The sequence below is a fragment of the Actinoplanes lobatus genome (assembly GCF_014205215.1).
Taxonomy (GTDB): Bacteria; Actinomycetota; Actinomycetes; order Mycobacteriales; family Micromonosporaceae; genus Actinoplanes; species Actinoplanes lobatus.
The window spans coordinates 2,566,527-2,584,643 of record NZ_JACHNC010000001.1; the positions used below are offsets into that span (position 1 = coordinate 2,566,527).

At 71.9% G+C, this 18,117-nt stretch carries 17 protein-coding genes and 1 pseudogene; 15 read left to right on the forward strand and 3 right to left on the reverse strand.

Features of this window, described 5'->3' with window-relative positions; genetic code table 11:
• Window positions 1-168 precede the first annotated feature (168 nt).
• Entirely contained in the window at window positions 169-522 is a 354-nt protein-coding gene (locus tag BJ964_RS11825) for an STAS domain-containing protein (RefSeq protein ID WP_188120719.1), read from the reverse strand.
• A gap of 228 nt (window positions 523-750) precedes the next feature.
• Between BJ964_RS11825 and ssd the strand changes: the two genes are divergently transcribed.
• From ssd to BJ964_RS11865, 8 genes are all read left to right on the forward strand, one after another.
• Complete coding sequence (ssd, locus tag BJ964_RS11830; RefSeq protein ID WP_188126903.1) at window positions 751-1,800, forward strand: septum site-determining protein Ssd; 1,050 nt, start codon at window positions 751-753, stop codon at window positions 1,798-1,800.
• Window positions 1,797-2,972, forward strand: a complete 1,176-nt coding sequence (locus BJ964_RS11835) for a TadA family conjugal transfer-associated ATPase (protein ID WP_188120720.1) — start codon at window positions 1,797-1,799, stop codon at window positions 2,970-2,972. Before ssd ends, BJ964_RS11835 begins: the two co-directional genes overlap by 4 nt.
• Window positions 2,969-3,718 (forward strand): type II secretion system F family protein, encoded by a 750-nt coding sequence (locus tag BJ964_RS11840; protein ID WP_223149528.1) that lies wholly within the window; start codon window positions 2,969-2,971, stop codon window positions 3,716-3,718. The genes BJ964_RS11835 and BJ964_RS11840 overlap by 4 nt, the downstream gene beginning before the upstream one ends.
• Window positions 3,715-3,921, forward strand: coding sequence for a hypothetical protein (locus BJ964_RS11845; protein WP_188120721.1), 207 nt, complete (start codon window positions 3,715-3,717; stop codon window positions 3,919-3,921). Before BJ964_RS11840 ends, BJ964_RS11845 begins: the two co-directional genes overlap by 4 nt.
• Window positions 3,918-4,616: a type II secretion system F family protein gene (locus BJ964_RS11850; RefSeq protein WP_188120722.1), complete on the forward strand. Its 699-nt coding sequence runs from the start codon at window positions 3,918-3,920 to the stop codon at window positions 4,614-4,616. Before BJ964_RS11845 ends, BJ964_RS11850 begins: the two co-directional genes overlap by 4 nt.
• Window positions 4,617-4,782: 166 nt before the next feature.
• Complete coding sequence (locus tag BJ964_RS11855; protein ID WP_221246146.1) at window positions 4,783-4,911, forward strand: DUF4244 domain-containing protein; 129 nt, start codon at window positions 4,783-4,785, stop codon at window positions 4,909-4,911.
• Window positions 4,908-5,270 (forward strand): TadE family type IV pilus minor pilin, encoded by a 363-nt coding sequence (locus BJ964_RS11860; protein ID WP_188120723.1) that lies wholly within the window; start codon window positions 4,908-4,910, stop codon window positions 5,268-5,270. The genes BJ964_RS11855 and BJ964_RS11860 overlap by 4 nt, the downstream gene beginning before the upstream one ends.
• Window positions 5,271-5,287: 17 nt before the next feature.
• Window positions 5,288-5,638, forward strand: coding sequence for an Rv3654c family TadE-like protein (locus BJ964_RS11865; protein ID WP_229806897.1), 351 nt, complete (start codon window positions 5,288-5,290; stop codon window positions 5,636-5,638).
• Between the two features lie 21 nt (window positions 5,639-5,659).
• Here BJ964_RS11865 and BJ964_RS11870 read toward each other — a convergent pair whose 3' ends face one another.
• A complete protein-coding gene (locus BJ964_RS11870; RefSeq protein ID WP_188120724.1) occupies window positions 5,660-8,008 on the reverse strand; it encodes a DEAD/DEAH box helicase in 2,349 nt (782 codons plus the stop codon).
• A gap of 112 nt (window positions 8,009-8,120) precedes the next feature.
• On the opposite strand from BJ964_RS11870, the pseudogene BJ964_RS11875 reads away from it, so the two are divergent.
• From BJ964_RS11875 to topA, 6 genes and pseudogenes are all read left to right on the forward strand, one after another.
• A pseudogene (locus tag BJ964_RS11875) lies at window positions 8,121-8,478 on the forward strand (STAS domain-containing protein).
• A complete protein-coding gene (locus BJ964_RS11880; protein WP_183225877.1) occupies window positions 8,475-8,915 on the forward strand; it encodes an ATP-binding protein in 441 nt (146 codons plus the stop codon). The pseudogene BJ964_RS11875 and the gene BJ964_RS11880 overlap by 4 nt, the downstream one beginning before the upstream one ends.
• Before the next feature lie 318 nt (window positions 8,916-9,233).
• Window positions 9,234-11,657: a sodium-translocating pyrophosphatase gene (locus BJ964_RS11885; RefSeq protein ID WP_188120725.1), complete on the forward strand. Its 2,424-nt coding sequence runs from the start codon at window positions 9,234-9,236 to the stop codon at window positions 11,655-11,657.
• Window positions 11,658-11,762: 105 nt separating this feature from the next.
• On the forward strand, window positions 11,763-12,293 hold the full coding sequence (locus BJ964_RS11890) for a hypothetical protein (protein ID WP_188120726.1): 531 nt from the start codon (window positions 11,763-11,765) through the stop codon (window positions 12,291-12,293).
• Between the two features lie 4 nt (window positions 12,294-12,297).
• Window positions 12,298-13,029, forward strand: coding sequence for a hypothetical protein (locus BJ964_RS11895; protein WP_188120727.1), 732 nt, complete (start codon window positions 12,298-12,300; stop codon window positions 13,027-13,029).
• A 192-nt stretch (window positions 13,030-13,221) separates the two neighbouring features.
• Window positions 13,222-16,029 carry a type I DNA topoisomerase gene (gene topA / locus BJ964_RS11900; protein WP_188120728.1) on the forward strand — a complete coding sequence of 936 codons (2,808 nt, stop codon included), beginning with the start codon at window positions 13,222-13,224 and terminating at the stop codon, window positions 16,027-16,029.
• Between the two features lies 1 nt (window position 16,030).
• On the opposite strand, the gene BJ964_RS11905 is transcribed toward topA, so the two are convergent.
• Window positions 16,031-17,326 carry a D-arabinono-1,4-lactone oxidase gene (locus BJ964_RS11905; protein WP_188120729.1) on the reverse strand — a complete coding sequence of 432 codons (1,296 nt, stop codon included), beginning with the start codon at window positions 17,324-17,326 and terminating at the stop codon, window positions 16,031-16,033.
• Between the two features lie 160 nt (window positions 17,327-17,486).
• Here BJ964_RS11905 and BJ964_RS11910 point away from each other — a divergent pair, with 160 nt between their 5' ends.
• A complete protein-coding gene (locus BJ964_RS11910; protein WP_188120730.1) occupies window positions 17,487-18,116 on the forward strand; it encodes a TetR family transcriptional regulator in 630 nt (209 codons plus the stop codon).
• The last annotated feature ends 1 nt before the right edge of the window (window position 18,117 follow it).

Here is an 18,117-nt window from a genome sequence, read left to right on the forward strand (position 1 = left end):
AGGCAGACTTGTGTTTGTTACCGGGTTGTGTGTTGCTGTCGTTGCGCCCGGTGATTCCGGCGCTCGGTGATTGCGCCCCCCGCGATCGCCGAGTTGATTCGGCTCGACCCCCCCGGAGCCGAATCCCAGGGCGGCCCCCGTCTCCCCCGACGGGGGTCGTTCCCGTTATCAGGCGCCGGAGGCCCGGCTCGGCTCCTCGTCACGGTCGTCGATGAGACCGAAGAAGTCGGAGAGACCGGTCACCGACAGCACCCGCCGGAACGTGTCGCTCGGATTGAGCACCTCGAAGGTGACGCCCTTGGCCTCAGCGGTGCGGTAGCCCTCGATCAGCGCGCCGAGCCCGGTCGAGTCGATGAAGGCGGCGTCGCGCAGATCCACCCGGACGGCCGTGGGCGACCAGTCGGTGATCGCGTCGTGGATGCCCTGGGCCACCATGTCGGAGTTGGCGAAGTCGACCTCCCCCAGCACCGTGACCGTGACCGACCCGTCATCGGTGCGCGTGGTCCGGATCGAGTTCTCCATACCAACTCCATCGGTCCGTGTGGTAGCCGAACATACCCAATCCGGTCACGCGCATGCCTGCGGCTTACCAGATCATCGCCGTGCGTAGCGGTTGTCCACAGGCCTCGTGGTTATCCACAGTCGAGGCTGGTGGTGGTTGTCGCGGCTGTCCGGGCTCGGCGACGGTGGGCGCCCAACCCCGCCGCCCCCGCTGGAGATCCGATGCCCGCTCCGCGCCGCCCCCTCATCGTGACCGCCGACCAGGACCTGCTCGACGACCTGCTGCGCCTCGCCGCGGCCGGCGGAACCGAGGTCGACGTGGCGCCCGACCCGGCCGCCGCCCGCGCCCGCTGGGTTGGCGCCCCCATGGTCCTGGTCGGCGCCGACCAGGCGGCCGCCTGTCTCCGGGCCCGGCTGCCCCGGCGGTCCCGGCTCATCCTGGTCGGCCATCCGGAGACGATGCGGCCGGCCTTCCAGATGGCCGACCTCATCGGCGCCGACAACCTGGCGGTCCTGCCGGAGGCCGACCCCTGGATGGTCGACCAGTTCGCCGGGCGCGCCGATCCGCTCAGCACCGCACGGACCCTCGCGGTGATCGGCGGCCGGGGCGGCGCCGGGGCGAGCATCCTCGCCACCGGGCTGGCCACCACCGCGGTCCGGGCCGGCTATCGCACCCTGCTGGTCGACGCCGACCCGCTCGGCGGTGGCCTCGACCTGGTGCTCGGCTGGGAACAGGTGGACGGCATGCGCTGGCCGGCCCTCGCCGGAGCGGACGGGCGGGTCGACCCGCCCACCCTGCTCGGCGCCCTGCCGCACCGCGGCGACCTGGTGCTGCTCTCCTTCGACCGGGACGAGCTGCCCGGCGTGCCGGTCGAGGCGATGGCGGCCGCCCTCGACGCGGCCCGCCGCGGTCGAGACGTGATCGTCGCCGACCTGCCCCGGCAACTCGACGACGCGGCCGTGCTCGCGCTCCAGGCGGCCGAGCGCGCGCTGCTCGTGGTGCCGGCCGAGCTGCGGGCCACCGCGTCGGCGGCCCGGATCGCGGCCACCGTGTCGGTGCACTGCGACGACGTGGCGGTCGTGGTTCGCGGCCCCGCGCCCGGCCGGCTCAAGGCACGCGACATCGCCCGGGCGCTCGGTCTGCCGCTGGCCGGGACCCTGCGGCCGGAACCCGGTGTCTGCCAGGGCATCGAACGCGGTACGGCGCCGACGGCCGACGGGAAGGGGCCGCTCGCCGACCTCTGCCGCCGGCTGGTCGGCGAACTGATGGAGACGGTTACGAAGGCGGCCGCGGCATGAGCGAGTCATCCAGCGACCGGGTGACGGACCGGGTGCGGCGCCGGTTCGCGTACGACGGGGTGGAGGCGACGCCGGCCGCCGTGGTGAGCGCCGTCCGGCAGGAGACCGCGGTGCTCGGTGACACGGCCGTGCTGCGCCTGGCCGGGCGGGTGCGTGACGAGCTGATCGGGGCCGGCCCGCTGGCGCCGCTGCTGGCCGACCCCGCCGTCACCGACGTGCTCGTCAACCGGCTGCACGTGTGGGTGGACCGGGGCGCCGGGCTGGAACGGGCGGCGATCCGGTTCGGTGACGGCGACGAGGTGCGGCGGCTGGCCCAGCGGCTGGTCGCGGCCTGTGGACGACGGCTCGACGACGGGCAGCCGTTCGCGGACGCCCGCCTTCCGGACGGCACCCGGCTGCACGCGGTGCTGCCGCCGATCGCCACGGACGGGCCGTACCTGTCGTTGCGGACCTTCCGGCAGCGGCCGTTCAGCCTCGACGACCTGGTTCGGCACGGCGCCGTGGAGGCGGTGGCCGCCGAGGTGCTGACGGCCGTGGTGACGGGGCGGCTGGCGTACCTGGTGACCGGTGGCACCGGCAGCGGCAAGACCACGATGCTCGCCACCCTGCTCGGGCTGGTGCCGCCGACCGAGCGCATCGTGCTCGTCGAGGACGCCGCCGAGCTCCGGCCGGTGCATCCGCATGTGGTGGCGTTGCAGGCGCGTACCGCGAATGTGGAGGGTGCCGGTGCCGTCGGGCTGACCGACCTGGTCCGGCAGGCGCTGCGGATGCGACCCGACCGGCTCGTCGTCGGGGAGTGCCGGGGTGCCGAGATCGTCGACCTGCTCGGCGCGCTCAACACCGGCCACGACGGCGGCGCCGGGACGCTGCACGCCAACGCGCCCGGGGACGTACCGGCCCGGCTCGAGGCGCTCGGACTGCTCGGCGGTCTGCCCCGGGCTGCGCTGCACGCCCAGGTGGTGGCGGCGCTCCAGGTGGTGTTGCAGGTCCGGCGGACCGGTGCGGGCCGGTTCCTGGAGTCGATCGGTGTGCTCGTGCCGGCGGGGGAGGAGCGGCTGGCGACCGTGGTGCCGGCCTGGCAGCGCGACCGCGGCCCCGGCCCGGGCGCCACGGTGCTGGCCCGGCTGCTCGCCGAGCGGGGGATCACGGTCCCCGAGGTGCTGCGGTCGTGACCTGGGTGCTCGTGACGCTGCTGGTGGCTGCCGTGTTCCTGGTCGCCGGTCCGGAGCGTGGGGCGCGGGACCGGCTGACCGGGCGGCGGACCCGGCTGGACCTCACCGGGGTACGACGGGTGCTCGTCGCCCTGCTCGGCGGGCCGGTGTGGCGTCTCGCCGTCGGAGCCGCGGTCGTCGCCGGAGTGGCCGCCGGATCGGCCGGCGGCCCGGTCGCGGCGGTCGTGGCGGGTGCGTACGCGGGTTTGGCGGTCCACGAGTGGCGACGCCTGGACCGGCGGAAACGTGGCGCCGCCCGGCGGATGGCGACCCTCGACGAGCTGACCTCCCTGGTGGCGGACCTGCGGGCGGGCATTCCGGCGGCCGTGGTGGCGGCCACCTCGGCGGGCGGGGCCCGGTTGGCCGGGGACGAGCGGATCCAGCGGCTGACCGGTGCGGTGTGGCGGCTCGCCGAACACACCGGGGCGCCGGCCGCCGACCTGCTCGAGCGGATCGAGTCGGACGCGCGGGAGACCGGGCGTCTCGGCAGGAAGGCGGGCGCCCAGGCGGCCGGGGCCCAGGTGACGGCCGGGCTGCTGGCGGTGCTGCCGTTCGCCGGGATCGGCGCCGGGTATGTGCTGGGCGGCGACCCGATGGACGTGCTGCTGCATACGCCGGGCGGCGCCGGGTGCGCGATCGGGGCGCTGATCCTCCAGTGCTGCGGCCTGAAATGGGCGCAGCGCATCGGCGAGCGGGTGCTGCGATGACGCCGGTGTGCGGCGTGGCGGAGCTGCTGCGCCCCGGTGGGCCGGTCCGGGTCCCGTTGCGGGAGTGCTGCGCGGCGGCCCTGGTCGGAGCGGGCGGCGAGACCTCGGCGTGCGCCGCGGCGCGGCCGGCTGTCCCGGCTGGTTCCCCGCGGGCGACCGGGCCGGAAGGTGACCGCGGGCAACCTGCCGAGGTGGCGCGATGACCGGGATCGTGGTGGCGGGTTGTGCGGCGCTGGCTGCCGGGCTGCTGATCCTTCCGGCGGGCCGGCGGCGGCTGTCGCGACCCCGCTCCGGGCGACCGGGCGGGCGGCGGACCCGGGTGCTGCTGTCGGTGCTGGCCGGGCTCGCCGTCGCCGGCTTCATCGGCGGCCCATGGGGTGTCCCGCTGGGCGTGGCGGCCGGCCTCGGGACGGAGCGCTTCCTGCGCGGCCGGGAACCGGCCGAGGTCCGCCAGGAACGCGCCGAGGCCCTGGCCGACCTGCCGCTCGGTGCGGACCTGCTGGCGGCCGCATTGCAGGGCGGCACCTCGGTGGACCGGTCGATCGCCGCCGTGGCGGACGCCCTGGGCGGCCCGCTCGGTGACCGGCTCCAGCGGGTCGCCCGATCGCTGCGGCTCGGCGCGAGCCCGCCCGAGGCCTGGGCGCACCTGGCCGGGGTGCCGCAGAGCGAGCGGCTGGTCGCCGCGGCCGTCCGGTCCAGCGCGAGCGGCGGTGCGCTGGCCGGTGCGCTGGAACGGTTCGCCGGTGACCTGCGGGCCGACCGCGCCGTCGAGAACGAGGCCGCCGCCCAACGGGCGAGTGTCCTCATCGTCCTTCCGCTCGGGCTGTGCTTCCTGCCGGCCTTCGTACTCGCCGGCCTGGTGCCGACGATGGTCGCGATCCTCCGCGACGTGCTGTGAATCCGGTACGGCGTGTCCGGCGCCGTACCCGGCGTCGCGATCCTCCGCGACGTGCTCCGAACCCGGTACGGCGTGTCCGGCGCCGTACCCGACCGACCGAGGAGGTCCAGTGCACAAACTCATCGCCCACTACCGGCGGCTCCAGGCGGAAGCCGGGGACGCCGGGATGAGCACCGCCGAATACGCCGTGGGCACCATTGCCGCGGTGGCCTTCGCCGGCGTCCTGCTCAAGGTCATCACCAGCGGGACCGTGCAGTCGGCGTTGAGCGCGCTCATCGCCCGGGCGCTGAAGTGAGACGGCGCCGGTGGCCCGGCCGGGACCGGGGTTCGTTCACCGCGGAACTCGCGGCCGGGCTGCCGGCGCTCATGGTGCTGCTCAGCGCCGGCATCACGGCCGTCACGGCGGTGGCGACCCGGATGCAGTGCCTGGACGCGGCCCGGGAGGCCGCGCTGTCCGCGGCCCGCGGCGAGCCGTCCACGGCGGCGGGCCGGCTGGCTCCGGAGGGCGCCGCCATCCGGGTGTCGGAGGGCGGGGAGACGGTCACGGCGGAGGTGTCGGCGCCGGTCCGGATCCTCGGGTCGGATCTGCCGGGGATGACGGTCCGGGCCAGCGCGTCCGCGGCCCGCGAGCCGGAGGGGGCGCCTGTCCCGTGAGGGACATCGGCTGTGCGGTGAGGGACCGGGGCTCGGCATCGGTTCTGGTGGCGGCCGCCGGATCGGTGCTGGTCGTGCTGGCCGCGGGCCTGGCCGCTGTCGGCGCCGCCCGGGTGGCCCGGCACCAGGCCAAGGTGGCGGCCGACTTCGGGGCGCTGGCCGGGGGAGCGCACGCCATCGAGGGGCAGGCGGCGGCCTGCGCGGTGGCACGGCGCTACGTCGAGGCCAACGGGGCGAGCATGTCCGATTGCGTCGTCTCGGGACTGGAGATCGTGGTCCGGGCCGAGGTCCGGTTCCGGTTCGCCCCGGATGGTGCGGAAGCCGCCTCCCGGGCGGGCCCGATCTCCGGTGTGACTATTCCCACATGACCGGTACGGCGGGCGGCCGCGTCAGTGAGTTTCGGGGGGTGACGGAGGGAGCGCGCCCAGGACGACGTCGAGCACCTTCACGGCGTCCTCCTTGTTCAGCGGATTGTTGCCGTTTCCGCACTTCGGGGACTGCACGCAGGACGGGCAACCGGCCTCGCACACGCACGACGCGATCGCCTCCCGGGTCGCCCGCAGCCACTCCGCGGCCGTTCCGTAGGCCCGCTCGGCGAACCCGGCACCCCCGGGATGCCCGTCGTAGACGAAGACGGTCGGCGCCTCGGTGTCGGCGTGACCGGCGGTGGACAACCCGCCGATGTCCCACCGATCGCAGGTGGCGATCAGCGGCAGCAGGCCGATCCCGGCGTGCTCGGCGGCGTGCAGCGCGCCCGGGAACTCGCTCGGCTCCACCCCGGCCGCGGCCAGCGCCCGCGGCGAGACGGTGAACCAGACGGCCACCGTGCGCAGTTCGCGTACCGGCAGGTCGAGCGGGCGGGTGTCGATGACCTCGCCGCTGCCGATCCGCCGCCGCTGGTAGGACACCACCTGGTTGGTCACGTCCACCTCGCCGAGGAACAGGCCGACGGGACCGGCGTCCACATACGACCGGACGTTCACCACCGAGAGGTCGGTGACGTCCCGGGCGTGCGTGGTCCAGTCCGGTTCCTCCTGGTGGACGAGCGCGATCGCGTCCTCCAGATCGAGGTCGTCCACCACATAGGACACGCCCTGGTGCAGGTAGACCGCGCCTGGGTGGAGCATGACGTGCGACGAACCGGGGTCGACCGTGCCGAGCAGCCGCCCGGTCGACGCCTCGACGACCGCCACCGGCGCCCCGCCGGTGCCGCGCAGGTCGACCTCCGGCCGCCCGCGATGGATCCAGTACCACCCGGAGGGCCGCCGCCGCAGCACCCCCTCGGCGACCAGCCGCTGCACGATCCCGGCCGCCGCGTCGCCGAAGAGTTCCAGGTCGGCGTCGGTGAGCGGCGCCTCGGACGCGGCGCAGCACAGTTGTGGGCCGAGCACGTACGGGTTCGCCGGGTCGAGCACGGTCGCCTCGACCGGCCGCCCGAACACCGCCTCCGGATGGTGCACCAGGTAGGTGTCGAGCGGATCGTCCCGGGCCACCAGCACGGCGAGCGCCTCCCCGCCGGCCCGTCCGGCCCGGCCCGCCTGCTGCCACAGCGACGCCCGGGTGCCGGGATAACCGCAGATCAGTACGGCGTCCAGCCCGGCCAGGTCGACGCCGAGCTCCAGCGCGTTGGTGGAGGCCAGCCCGAGCAGTTCCCCGGAGAGCAGCGCCCGTTCGATGGCCCGCCGGTCCTCCCGCAGATAGCCGGCCCGGTAGGCGGCGACCCGGTCACCGAGCCCGGGGACCGCCTCGTTCAACGACTGCCGGGCCAGTGCGGCGACCACCTCGGCCCCGCGACGGGACCGGACGAAGGCCAGCGTGCGGGTGCCGGCCACGACCGCGTCGGTGAGCAGGTCGGCGGTCTCCCGCAGGGCGGACCGCCGGATGGGAGGCGCGTCCAAAAGATCATCAACGGACGAGGGAACGGGGAGCAGTGGCGGCTCCCACAGGGCGAATGTCACGGCGCCCCGCGGGGAGGCGTCGTCGGTCACCGCGGTCACCGGCAGCCCGGTCAGCCTCGACGCCGACCCGGCCGGATCCCCGGAGGTGGCCGAGGCCAGCACGAATGTCGGCGAGGCGCCGTACCGGGCCGCCGCCCGGCGCAGCCGTCGCAGCACGTGCGCCACGTGCGAGCCGAACACCCCGCGGTACGTGTGACATTCGTCGATCACCACGTACCGGAGGCGGCGAAGGAAGACCCCCCACCGGCTGTGGCCCGGCAGCAGGCTGTGATGCAGCATGTCGGGGTTGGTGAGCAGGAAGCGCGAGTGCTGCCGGATCCACTCCCGTTCCTCGCGTGGGGTGTCACCGTCGTAGGTGGCCGGCCGCACCCCGTCCAGCCCGAGCCGCACCAGACCGCGCAGCTGATCGGCGGCGAGCGCCTTGGTGGGTGACAGATAGAGCACCGTCGCCTTAGGGTCCGTGGCGAGCGTGCTGAGTGCCGGCAGTTGGTAGGCGAGCGATTTGCCCGATGCCGTGCCGGTGGCCAGAACGACGTGTGTGCCCTCCCGGGCGAGGGTGGCCGCGGCCGCCTGATGCTCCCACGGGGTGGCGATTCCCTGCGCGATCAGGGCGTCACGCACCGCGGGATCGGTCCAGGAGGGCCACGGTGCCGGGCGGCCCTCGCGAGCGGGAACCTGCTCGATGTGGGTGACCGGCGAAACCGCTGTGCCGTTGGTGCGCGCCCGCAGCCGGTGCAGCAGTTCAGCAGGACCGAAGGCGGTGGAGGTCACGCATTGCACTGTGACACCGGTATGCCCGAACCTCAAACGGGTAGGACGGTGGGTGCCACGCGTCGGCCCCGATCGGTCGGTGGTTAGATTTCGCGGGGGGAGAGATCAGGGAGGAGGACCGATGGAGCTGTCACTCACGACCCGGACCGTCGCCGAGCACACCGTGCTCGAGGTCGGCGGTGAGGTGGATGTTTACACCGCCCCCCCGATTGCGCGAGCGGCTCATCGAGCTGGTCGACGCGGGCGCCCGTGACGTGGTCGTGGATCTGGAGCGGGTCGACTTCCTCGACTCGACCGGCCTGGGTGTCCTGGTCGGCGCCCTGAAGCGGCTGCGGACCGCGCACGGAACCTTCGGCCTGGTCTGCGCCAAGGAGCCGCTTCTCAAGATCTTCCGGATCACCGCCCTGGACCAGGTCTTCCCGATCTTCCCAACGGTCGATGCGGCCACCGAACGCGACGGCAGCGGTCCCACTTCGTGATGGCAACCGTTCGGCTCTCCTTCTCTCCGGCCCCGGTGCATGTGCGCACCGCACGGCTCGTCGGCGTCGCCGTGGCCCGGCGTGCCGGCGTGGCGGAGGAGCTGCTCGACGAGGTCCGGCTCGCCATCGGTGAGGCCTGCACCCGGGCGGTCACTCTGCACCGCCAGTACGGTCTCACCGATCTCGTCACGATGGAGATGTCCGACTCGGATTCCTACACGGTCCGGGTCATCGACCACGCCCCGATCGAGGCGAGCGTGGGCCTGGCCAAGCTGCCGCCGGACGAGCTGGCCGCGGAGAACCTCACCGACGACGCGCTCACCACCGGTGTGGGTTTCGCGCTGCTCGCCGGTTTCGTCGACGACCTGCAGGTGCGACCGGTGGACGACGGCCCGGGCACCGAGGTCCGCATGGTCTGGCCGGTCACCCGCCGCTGACGCGACACCCTCCCGCCATTATGTCCGCTTATGGGCGAAATTTCCTGAAATAGCGGTTAAAGTTGGGCGAGGCATTGCAAGTTGTCAAACATCCCCGCATACCCGGGATCGACACCGGCCTAACATAGCGGCGATCGTCGCAGAAACACGCCTGGTGCTACATGTGACGACCAACACGTAAGCCCTATACAGTACGCGAGTTATCAGCTACTGCTGGCCCGCGTCCGCGGGTCTGGTCGTCCTTCCCCGGGCTCCCCGGGGAATGCGCTCGGAAGGCTTCGTCCGCCGTCCGGGCGCCATCGGTGTAGGAGGACAAGGATGTCCGGGACCTCGATAGACCTCGCCGCTGATGGTGGCGGAGTGTCCCTGAGCGGATCAAACGTCACATTCGTCATCGTTGCCCTGGTGTTCGCCCTGGTGGCCCTGGGCTTCGCCGCCGCGTTCGTCCAATCGGTACTGAAGGCCGAACGCGGCACCCCGAAGATGCAGGAGATCGCGGGCGCCGTGCAGGAGGGCGCCTCGGCGTACCTGTTCCGGCAGTTCAAAACCCTCGGTATCTTCGTCGTCATCGCGGTCGTCCTGCTGTTCCTCCTGCCGGTGCACGAGACGGACAACGAGACCTGGGTCAAGATCGGCCGCTCGCTGTTCTTCATCGTCGGCGCGGTGTTCAGCTCGTTCATCGGCGGCGCCGGCATGGCGCTGGCCACCCGGGCCAACCTGCGGGTCGCCGCGGCGGCCGGGGAGCAGGGCGGCCGGGAGAAGGCGATGGGCATCGCCTTCCGTACCGGTGGTGTGGTGGGCTTCCTCACCGTCGGCCTCGGCCTGTTCGGCGGCGCGCTGGTCGTGCTGATCTTCCGCGGCGACGCGCCCACCGTCCTGGAGGGCTTCGGCTTCGGCGCCGCGCTGCTGGCCATGTTCATGCGGGTCGGCGGCGGCATCTTCACCAAGGCCGCGGACGTCGGCGCCGACCTGGTCGGCAAGGTCGAGCAGGGTATTCCGGAGGATGACCCGCGCAACGCCGCGACCATCGCCGACAACGTGGGCGACAACGTCGGCGACTGCGCCGGCATGGCCGCCGACCTCTTCGAGTCGTACGCCGTGACCCTGGTGGCCGCCCTGATCCTGGGTTCGGCCGCGTTCGGTCAGGACGGCCTGATCTTCCCGCTGATCGTCTCCACGATCGGTGTGCTGATCGCGATCGTCGGTGTCTTCATCACCCGTCTGCGGGCCAGTGACCGCAACGGCCTCACCGCGATCAACCGGGCGTTCTACATCTCGGCCGCGATCTCCGCGGTCGCGGTGGCCGTGGTGAGCTTCGTCTACCTGCCGGACACGTTCGCCGGCTTCGGTGACGCGGGCATCGCCGAGGACATCCTGAACAGCGGCCAGAACCCGCAACTGGTCGCGGTCGGCGCGGTCGTGATCGGTATCGTGCTGGCCGCCGCCATCCAGGCGCTGACCGGCTATTTCACCGAGACCGACAAGCGCCCGGTGCAGGACATCGGCAGGTCGTCGCAGACCGGCGCGGCCACCGTTGTCCTGGCCGGCATCAGCGTCGGCCTGGAGTCGGCGGTCTACTCGGCGCTGCTGCTCGGCGCCGGTGTCTTCGGCGCCTACCTGCTGGGCGGCTCGTCGCTGACGCTGTCGCTGTTCGCCGTGGCGCTGGCCGGCACCGGCCTGCTCACCACGGTCGGCGTCATCGTGGCGATGGACACCTTCGGCCCGATCTCGGACAACGCGCAGGGCATCGCCGAGATGTCCGGCGACGTCGACGAGCGGGGCGCCCAGATCCTCACCGAGCTGGACGCGGTCGGCAACACCACGAAGGCGATCACCAAGGGCATCGCGATCGCGACCGCGGTACTCGCGGCCACGGCGCTGTTCGGGTCGTACACCAACAGCCTGGCCAGCTCGATGGCCAGCGCCGGGGTGACGGACGTCGGCGCCGAGATCCTGGCCCAGCTGAACATCTCCAACCCGCGGGCGCTGGTCGGCCTGCTGATCGGTTCGGCCGTGGTGTTCCTCTTCTCCGGCCTGGCCATCAACGCGGTCTCCCGCTCGGCCGGCGCGGTCGTGATGGAGGTCCGCCGCCAGTTCCGCGAGTTCCCGGGCATCATGGACGGCACCCAGCGTCCGGAGTACGGCCGGGTCGTCGACATCTGCACCCGGGACGCGCAGCGTGAGCTGCTCACCCCCGGTCTGCTGGCGATCACCGCGCCGATCGCGGTGGGCTTCGGCCTCGGCCCGGGCGCGCTCGCGGCGTACCTGGCCGGCGCCATCGGCACCGGCACCCTGATGGCGGTCTTCCTGTCCAATTCCGGCGGCGCGTGGGACAACGCGAAGAAGCTGGTGGAGGACGGCGCCTTCGGTGGCAAGGGCTCCGAGGCGCACGCCGCCACGGTCATCGGCGACACCGTCGGCGACCCGTTCAAGGACACCGCCGGCCCGGCGATCAACCCGCTGCTCAAGGTGATGAACCTGGTCTCGCTGCTGATCGCCCCGGCCGTGGTGACCTGGAGCTACGGCGCGGACGCGAACACCGCCCTGCGGGTCGGCGTCGCGGTCGTGGCGGTCGCGATCGTCGCGACCGCGGTGTTCTGGAGCAAGCGCAAGCCGGTCACGATGGGCGACGAGCCCTCCGCGGCCGCGGCTGCCGCCGCTGTCGGTGCGGCCGACACGGCCAAGGCCGTCCAGGATGCCCACACCACGGAGTCGTCCCGGGTGAAGGACAACGTCTCCTGAACCAGGTCCGACAAGGACGAAAGGCACCCGGCCGAGCCGGGTGCCTTTTCCCTGTGACTCGATCGAGGTGTGTGGAGTGTCAGGCGCTAGTCGTACCCTGCTTCCATGCGCGCGGTCCGACCGATCACCCTGGCCCTCGTCCTCGTGCTCGCCGCACCCCTGGCCGGCTGCTCCAGCCAGCCAGGTGCGCAGGCCTGGGCGGCGCTCGTGTGCACCGCTCTGAGCCCGTGGCGCAGCGAGATCGACACCCTCACCAGCCGGACACAGCAGCAGATGACGGCTGAGACCACGCCGGCCCAGGCGAAGGAGAATCTGGCCCGTCTCTTCAACGGCGCGGAGAGCGCCAGCGAGGAGGCGCGGGCCGGCGTGCAGCGGGCCGGCGTCCCCGACGTGACAAACGGCGAGGAGATCGCCGACGGCTTCCTGGGTTCGCTCGCCGGCATCCGGGACGCCTACGGCACCGCCCGCACCGGCATCGAGGCGCTGGCCACCAGCCCGTCCAAGTCCTTCTACACCGAGGTCGCCCGGGTCGTCGAGAAGCTCACCTCGGATTACGAGCGCAGCAGCCTGGACACCACGAGTCTGGAGTCGGTCGAGCTGAGACAGGCCTTCGACTCCCTGCCCGAATGCCAGTGACCGGATGTCCGAGACCGGCTGGCCGCTGATCCCGCGCGAGGAGCTGCCCCCACCGATCGCGGTGGAGCGGAAGCCCGCGCAGCGTGGCGCGCCCAGCGAGCCGGACGGGCGCCAGCTGTCGATGTTCAGCGCCGAGACCACCGAGCCGTCACCCGCCGATCTGGCCGGCCTGCTGGCCGGGCCGGGCCATCTCGGCCGGATGGGGGGCACGGCCCGCGTCTCGGTCCGGGTCGATGCCGCCTGGCGGGTCCACGTCCTGGTCACCGAGCTGGCCGCGCGCGGTCTGAGTGCCACCTGGGCTCCCCTTCAAGACGATGGGGTACGAGGTGAGAGCCCCGAAGTCACGGAAGAGGCGATCGACACACCCGAGCCGGAGGATCCGCCCCGCCCGATCTTCGAGGTGCGCACCGCGTACTCCCGGAGGTTGAATGGTCTTGCCCGCGCCTGGCCGGAGGCATCCGCGCAGCTCTTTCTCTCCGGGCCGCGGATGCGGCTCTGGGTGGCGGCCGCCGGTGAGCCGTGCCCGGGTGGGTTCGCCCTGGGTCTGGACCCGGCGAAGGATCCGCACGGGGTGGCGGCCGCGCTGGTCCGGGCCGGTCTGGCCGGTCGCGTGTCGGATAATGGAAGTCACTGGCTGATCACCGGTCGCAGGCGTCTGCGCCGGCTCCGTGAGCTGGTGGGGGAGCGTCCGTCATCTGCTCCGGACGAGTTCTGGCCGGGCGGCGTAGTCGCATGATCTTCCGGGATTGTGTCCGACATAACAGTGTCTTCCCGGTGTACGGTGTCGCGGTCAGACGCATGCGGTGGCCGGACCGTTACCATCCGACTGCGGGGTTCCCTGGGAATGCAGTCTTGTCCGGCGCGTTACGTTGAACGTCTGTGCTCCGCCGGACGGAGCAGGGAGCGCTGAAGGTCAATAAGGAGTGCCGTGCCGAGTGACACCAGGACGACCCGTCTGGTCATCGTCGAGTCCCCGTCGAAGGCCAAGACGATCGCCGGTTACCTGGGCCCCGACTATCTGGTCGAGGCCTCCGTCGGCCATATCCGCGACCTGCCGAAGAACGCCGACGAGGTGCCCGAGGCGTACAAGGGGCAGCCTTGGGCGCGGCTCGGCGTCGACGTCGACAACGGCTTCCAGGCGCTCTATGTGATCTCCGAGAGCCGCAAGCAGCAGGTGGCGAAGCTCAAGCGCCTGGCCCGGGAGGTCGACGAGATCTTCCTCGCCACCGATGAGGACCGCGAGGGCGAGGCCATCGCCTGGCACCTGGTCGAGACGATCCAGCCCAAGGTGCCGATCAAGCGGATGGTCTTCCACGAGATCACCAAGCCGGCCATCCAGGCCGCCGTGGCGAACCCGCGGGACATCGACCGTTCCCTGGTGGATGCGCAGGAGGCCCGCCGCATCCTGGACCGGCTGTACGGCTACGAGGTCAGCCCGGTCCTGTGGAAGAAGGTGATGCGCGGCCTCTCCGCGGGCCGTGTGCAGTCCGTCGCCACCCGCATCGTCGTCGAGCGCGAGCGGCAGCGGATGGCCTTCCGGACCGCGGAGTACTGGGACATCCTGGCCCAGCTGGCCGTGCAGGGGCAGGTCGAGGGCCCGCGCACGTTCCAGGCCACGCTGATCGCGCTGGACGGCGACCGCATCGCCACCGGCAAGGACTTCGAGCCCACCACCGGGCAGCTCAAGGCCGGCTCCACCGCGGTGCAGCTGGACGGCGACGGCGCCCGCGGGCTGGCCGCCCGTCTGGAGGGCCGCCCGTTCACCGTCACCCGGGTCGAGGAGAAGCCGTACCGCCGGCGGCCGTACCCGCCGTTCATCACGTCGACGCTCCAGCAGGAGGCCGCCCGGAAGCTGCGGTCCTCCTCGAAGGAGACGATGCGCACGGCACAGAGCCTGTACGAAAAGGGCTATATCACCTATATGCGTACGGACTCGGTGAATCTCTCCGAGACCGCCGTGGCCGCCGCCCGCCGTCAGATCGCCGAGCTGTACGGGGCGAACAACGTGCCGCCGCAGCCGCGCAAGTACACCACCAAGGCCAAGGGCGCGCAGGAGGCGCACGAGGCGATCCGGCCGGCCGGCGACAACTTCCGTACCCCCGGCGAGGTCGCCAAGGAGCTGACCAGCGCCGAGTTCAAGCTCTACGAGCTGATCTGGCGCCGGACCATCGCCTCGCAGATGACCGACGCCGTCGGTAACTCGGTGAGCATCCGGATCCGCGCCGTCTCGTCGTCGAACGAGGAGGCCGACTTCGCGGCCTCCGGCAAGACCATCACCGACCCCGGTTTCCTCCGGGCGTACGTGGAGTCGTCGGACGACGAGAACGCCGAGGCCGAGGACGCCGAGCGGCGCCTGCCGAACCTGGTGAAGGACCAGCCGCTCACCGCCGACCAGCTGTCCGCGACCGGCCACCACACCACGCCGCCCGCCCGCTACACCGAGGCGTCGCTGGTCAAGGCGCTGGAGGAGCTGGGCATCGGCCGGCCGTCGACGTACTCGTCGATCATGCAGACCATCCAGGACCGCGGCTACGTGGAGAAGCGCGGCCAGGCGATGATCCCGTCGTTCCTGGCGTTCGCGGTGATCGGCCTGCTCGAGGGGCACTACCCGCGGCTGGTGGACTACAACTTCACGGCCGCCATGGAGGGCCAGCTCGACGACATCGCGGCCGGCGACGGGACCCAGCTCGCCTTCCTCACCTCCTTCTACTTCGGCAGCTCGGAGTCCGGGGCGGACGCGGAGATCGCCAAGGCCGGCGGCCTGAAGAAGATGGTCACCGAGAACCTCAGCGCGATCGACGCCCGCGAGGTCAACTCGATCCCGCTCTTCGTCGACGAGGAGAATCGGCGGGTCGTCGTCCGGGTCGGCAAGTTCGGCCCCTACCTGCAGCGCCGGTTGGTGGGCGGCGACGAGGACACCCCCGAGGACAAGGCCTCGCTCCCGGAGGGCATCGCTCCCGACGAGCTGACCCCGGAGAAGGTGGCCGAGCTGTTCCTGGCCGGCAACGGCGACCGCGAGCTGGGCGACGACCCGGGGACCGGCGAGCTGGTGGTGGTCAAGTCCGGGCGGTACGGGGCGTACGTGCAGAGCGGCGAGCGCAGCTCGTCCCTGTTCGCCTCGCAGTCGCCGCAGACGCTCACCCTGGAGCAGGCGCTCCAGCTGCTCACCCTGCCCCGGGTGGTCGGCAAGGACGCCGAGGGCAACGAGATCGTCGCGCGCAACGGCCGGTACGGGCCGTACATCTCGCGCCTGAAGGACTCCCGCTCGCTGGAGAACGAGGACCGGCTCTTCACCGTCACCCTGGACGAGGCGCTCGCCCTGCTGGCCGCGCCGAAGGCCCGTGGGCAGCGGGGTGCGCCGAAGCCGCCGCTGGCCGAACTGGGCCCGGACCCGGTGACGCAGAAGCCGATGGTGGTCAAGGACGGCCGGTTCGGGCCGTACGTGACCGACGGCGAGACCAACGCGACCCTGCGCCGCGGTCAGACCCCGGAGGAGCTCACCCCGGAGCAGGCGTCCGAGATGCTCGCCGAGAAGCGCGCCAAGGGTCCGGCGCCGAAGAAGAAGGCCGCCGCCAAGAAGGCCCCGGCCAAGAAGGCGGCGGCCGGTGGCGAGACGCCGGCCAAGAAGGCGCCGGCGAAACGCGCCACCGCGGCGAAGAAGACCACGACCGCGGCCAAGAAGGCGGCCCCCGCCAAGAAGGCCGCCCCGCGCAAGGCGGCCACCCCCGCCGAGTAGTTCAGCTGCCCAGGACCCTCACCAGGTAGTCGTTGGTGAAGACCCGGTGGGGGTCCAGCCGGTCGCGGACGGCCAGGAAGTCGTCGAAGCGGGGGTACGCGGGACGCAGCGACTCCGCGTCCCGGTAGTGCAGCTTGCCCCAGTGCGGCCGGCCGCCCAGCGGCGTGCACAGTTCCTCGAAGGCCCGGAAGTAAGGCTCGTACGGGCTGCCGATGAACTGGTGCACGGCGATGTAGGCGGACTCCCGGTCGTACCCGTGCGACAGCCACACGTCGTCCGGCCCGGTGAACCGCACCTCGACCGGGAACTGCACCCGGAACGGCAGCGCGTCCAGCAGTTTCGGGAGCGCGGCGATCACCTCGGGCAGGGCGGCGCGCGGGACCTCGTACTCCATCTCGGTGAATTTGACCCGCCGGGGTGAGCAGAAGACGCGGTCGGACCGGCCGGTGTAGGTCCGCGGGCTGAGCGCGCGGGCGGAGAACGCGCTGATCGCCGGCACCGTGGACGGGAAGCGCCGGCCCAGGGTGCAGGCGCCCTGCCAGACGGTGTTGGACAGGAAGTCGTCGTCGAGCCAGCCACGGAACCGCGACAGCGGCCGGTCGTCGGCCTCGACCCGGCGGTTGCGTTTGAGCTGGGCCCGGTCGGTGTACGGGTACCAGAAGAACTCGACGTGGTCGTCGCTCGCGATCCACTCGTCCATCCCGGCCAGGATGTCGGCGAGTGCCATCGGCCGCTCGTCGGCGAGCAGCGTGAACGCCGGAACGCACCGCAGCGTGACGTCGACCAGCACACCGAGCGCGCCGAGCCCGAGTCGCGCCGCCGGGAAGTCGGGATCGCCGGCCGCGAACCGTTGCACTGTCCCGCTGCCGGTCACCATGGTCACGGCTTCGACGCAGGACGCCAGGGTGGAGTAGGCGATCCCGGTGCCGTGCGTGCCCGTGGAGATGGCCCCGGCGACCGTCTGCGCGTCGATGTCGCCCAGGTTCGGCATGGCCAGCCCGTGTGCGGCCAGCACCTCGTTGAGTGTGGACAGCGGCATCCCGGCCTGTACGGTCACCAGTGGCCCGTCGACGGCCACCAGCCCGTCGAGCCGGTGCACGAACATCCGCTGGTCCTCGGCGACGGCGATGGGCGTGAACGAGTGACCGCTCCCGACCACCTTGATCCGGCGACCGCTTTCCACGGCCTGCTTCACTTGACTGGCGACCTCATCGACACCGCCGGGGAGCAGCACCTCAGCGATCGATTCCTGGTTGCGCCCCCAGTTGCTCCAGCGGCGGGAGTTGACGCTAGTCATTCCGGGCTTTGTCCTCCGTCCGAGCGGACACCGGCACACGGCGTCCCGTCGATGCAACTCGCTCGTTGATCCGAGTAACGTTCGATTTAACGATGAGATTTATTCATGACGTTGGAAATGGTCGTGGATGGATCTCACTGCTGAGAGGGAGTGGCGACGCGTGTCGACACCAACCGTCAGCACCGGCCCGCTACGGCGGGTTCCGGTGCAGGGCAGAAGCGTTGCCCGGGTACAGCGCATGCTCGACGCCTGCGCCGAGCTGGTGGACGAGGTGGGCTATGAGGGCTTGACCACGACGCTGCTCGCCGAGCGCGCCGAAGTCGCCATCGGCTCGGTCTACCAGTTCTTCCCGGACAAACGGGCCATCGTCCAGGCCCTCGCGCTGCGCAACATGGACGCGTATTTGCAGAGTCTGTCGGACCGGTTCGCCAGCCAGACCTTCACCCATTGGTGGGACGCGGTCGACGGCGCCATCGACGCCTACATCCACATGCACCGCAGCGTGCCGGGCTTCCGGACGCTGCACTTCGGTGACGTGGTCGACCTGCACCTGCTGGACTCGGACCGGGACAACAACGCGGTCATCGCCGAGCGCCTGGCCGAGCTGCTGATCGAGCAGTTCAACCTGGCCGACCGGACCCGTCTGCGGTTCGCCCTGCAGATCTCGGTCGAGGCGGCGGACGCGCTGATCAAGCTGGCCTTCCGCCGGGACGTGTCCGGGGACGAAGAGGTGCTGACCGAGGCCAAGGCGTTGATAAGGGAATACCTGCACCGCCACGTGTCGGCCTGAG

Excerpts from the sequence above, each read along its gene's own strand:
- BJ964_RS11825 (WP_188120719.1), bottom strand. The coding sequence starts at position 522 with ATGGAGAACTCGATCCGGACCACGCGCACCGATGACGGGTCGGTCACG.
- BJ964_RS11835 (WP_188120720.1), top strand. The coding sequence starts at position 1,797 with ATGAGCGAGTCATCCAGCGACCGGGTGACGGACCGGGTGCGGCGCCGG.
- BJ964_RS11845 (WP_188120721.1), top strand. The coding sequence starts at position 3,715 with ATGACGCCGGTGTGCGGCGTGGCGGAGCTGCTGCGCCCCGGTGGGCCG.
- BJ964_RS11850 (WP_188120722.1), top strand. The coding sequence starts at position 3,918 with ATGACCGGGATCGTGGTGGCGGGTTGTGCGGCGCTGGCTGCCGGGCTG.
- BJ964_RS11855 (WP_221246146.1), top strand. The coding sequence starts at position 4,783 with ATGAGCACCGCCGAATACGCCGTGGGCACCATTGCCGCGGTGGCCTTC.
- BJ964_RS11885 (WP_188120725.1), top strand. The coding sequence starts at position 9,234 with ATGTCCGGGACCTCGATAGACCTCGCCGCTGATGGTGGCGGAGTGTCC.
- BJ964_RS11890 (WP_188120726.1), top strand. The coding sequence starts at position 11,763 with ATGCGCGCGGTCCGACCGATCACCCTGGCCCTCGTCCTCGTGCTCGCC.
- BJ964_RS11895 (WP_188120727.1), top strand. The coding sequence starts at position 12,298 with ATGTCCGAGACCGGCTGGCCGCTGATCCCGCGCGAGGAGCTGCCCCCA.
- BJ964_RS11905 (WP_188120729.1), bottom strand. The coding sequence starts at position 17,326 with ATGACTAGCGTCAACTCCCGCCGCTGGAGCAACTGGGGGCGCAACCAG.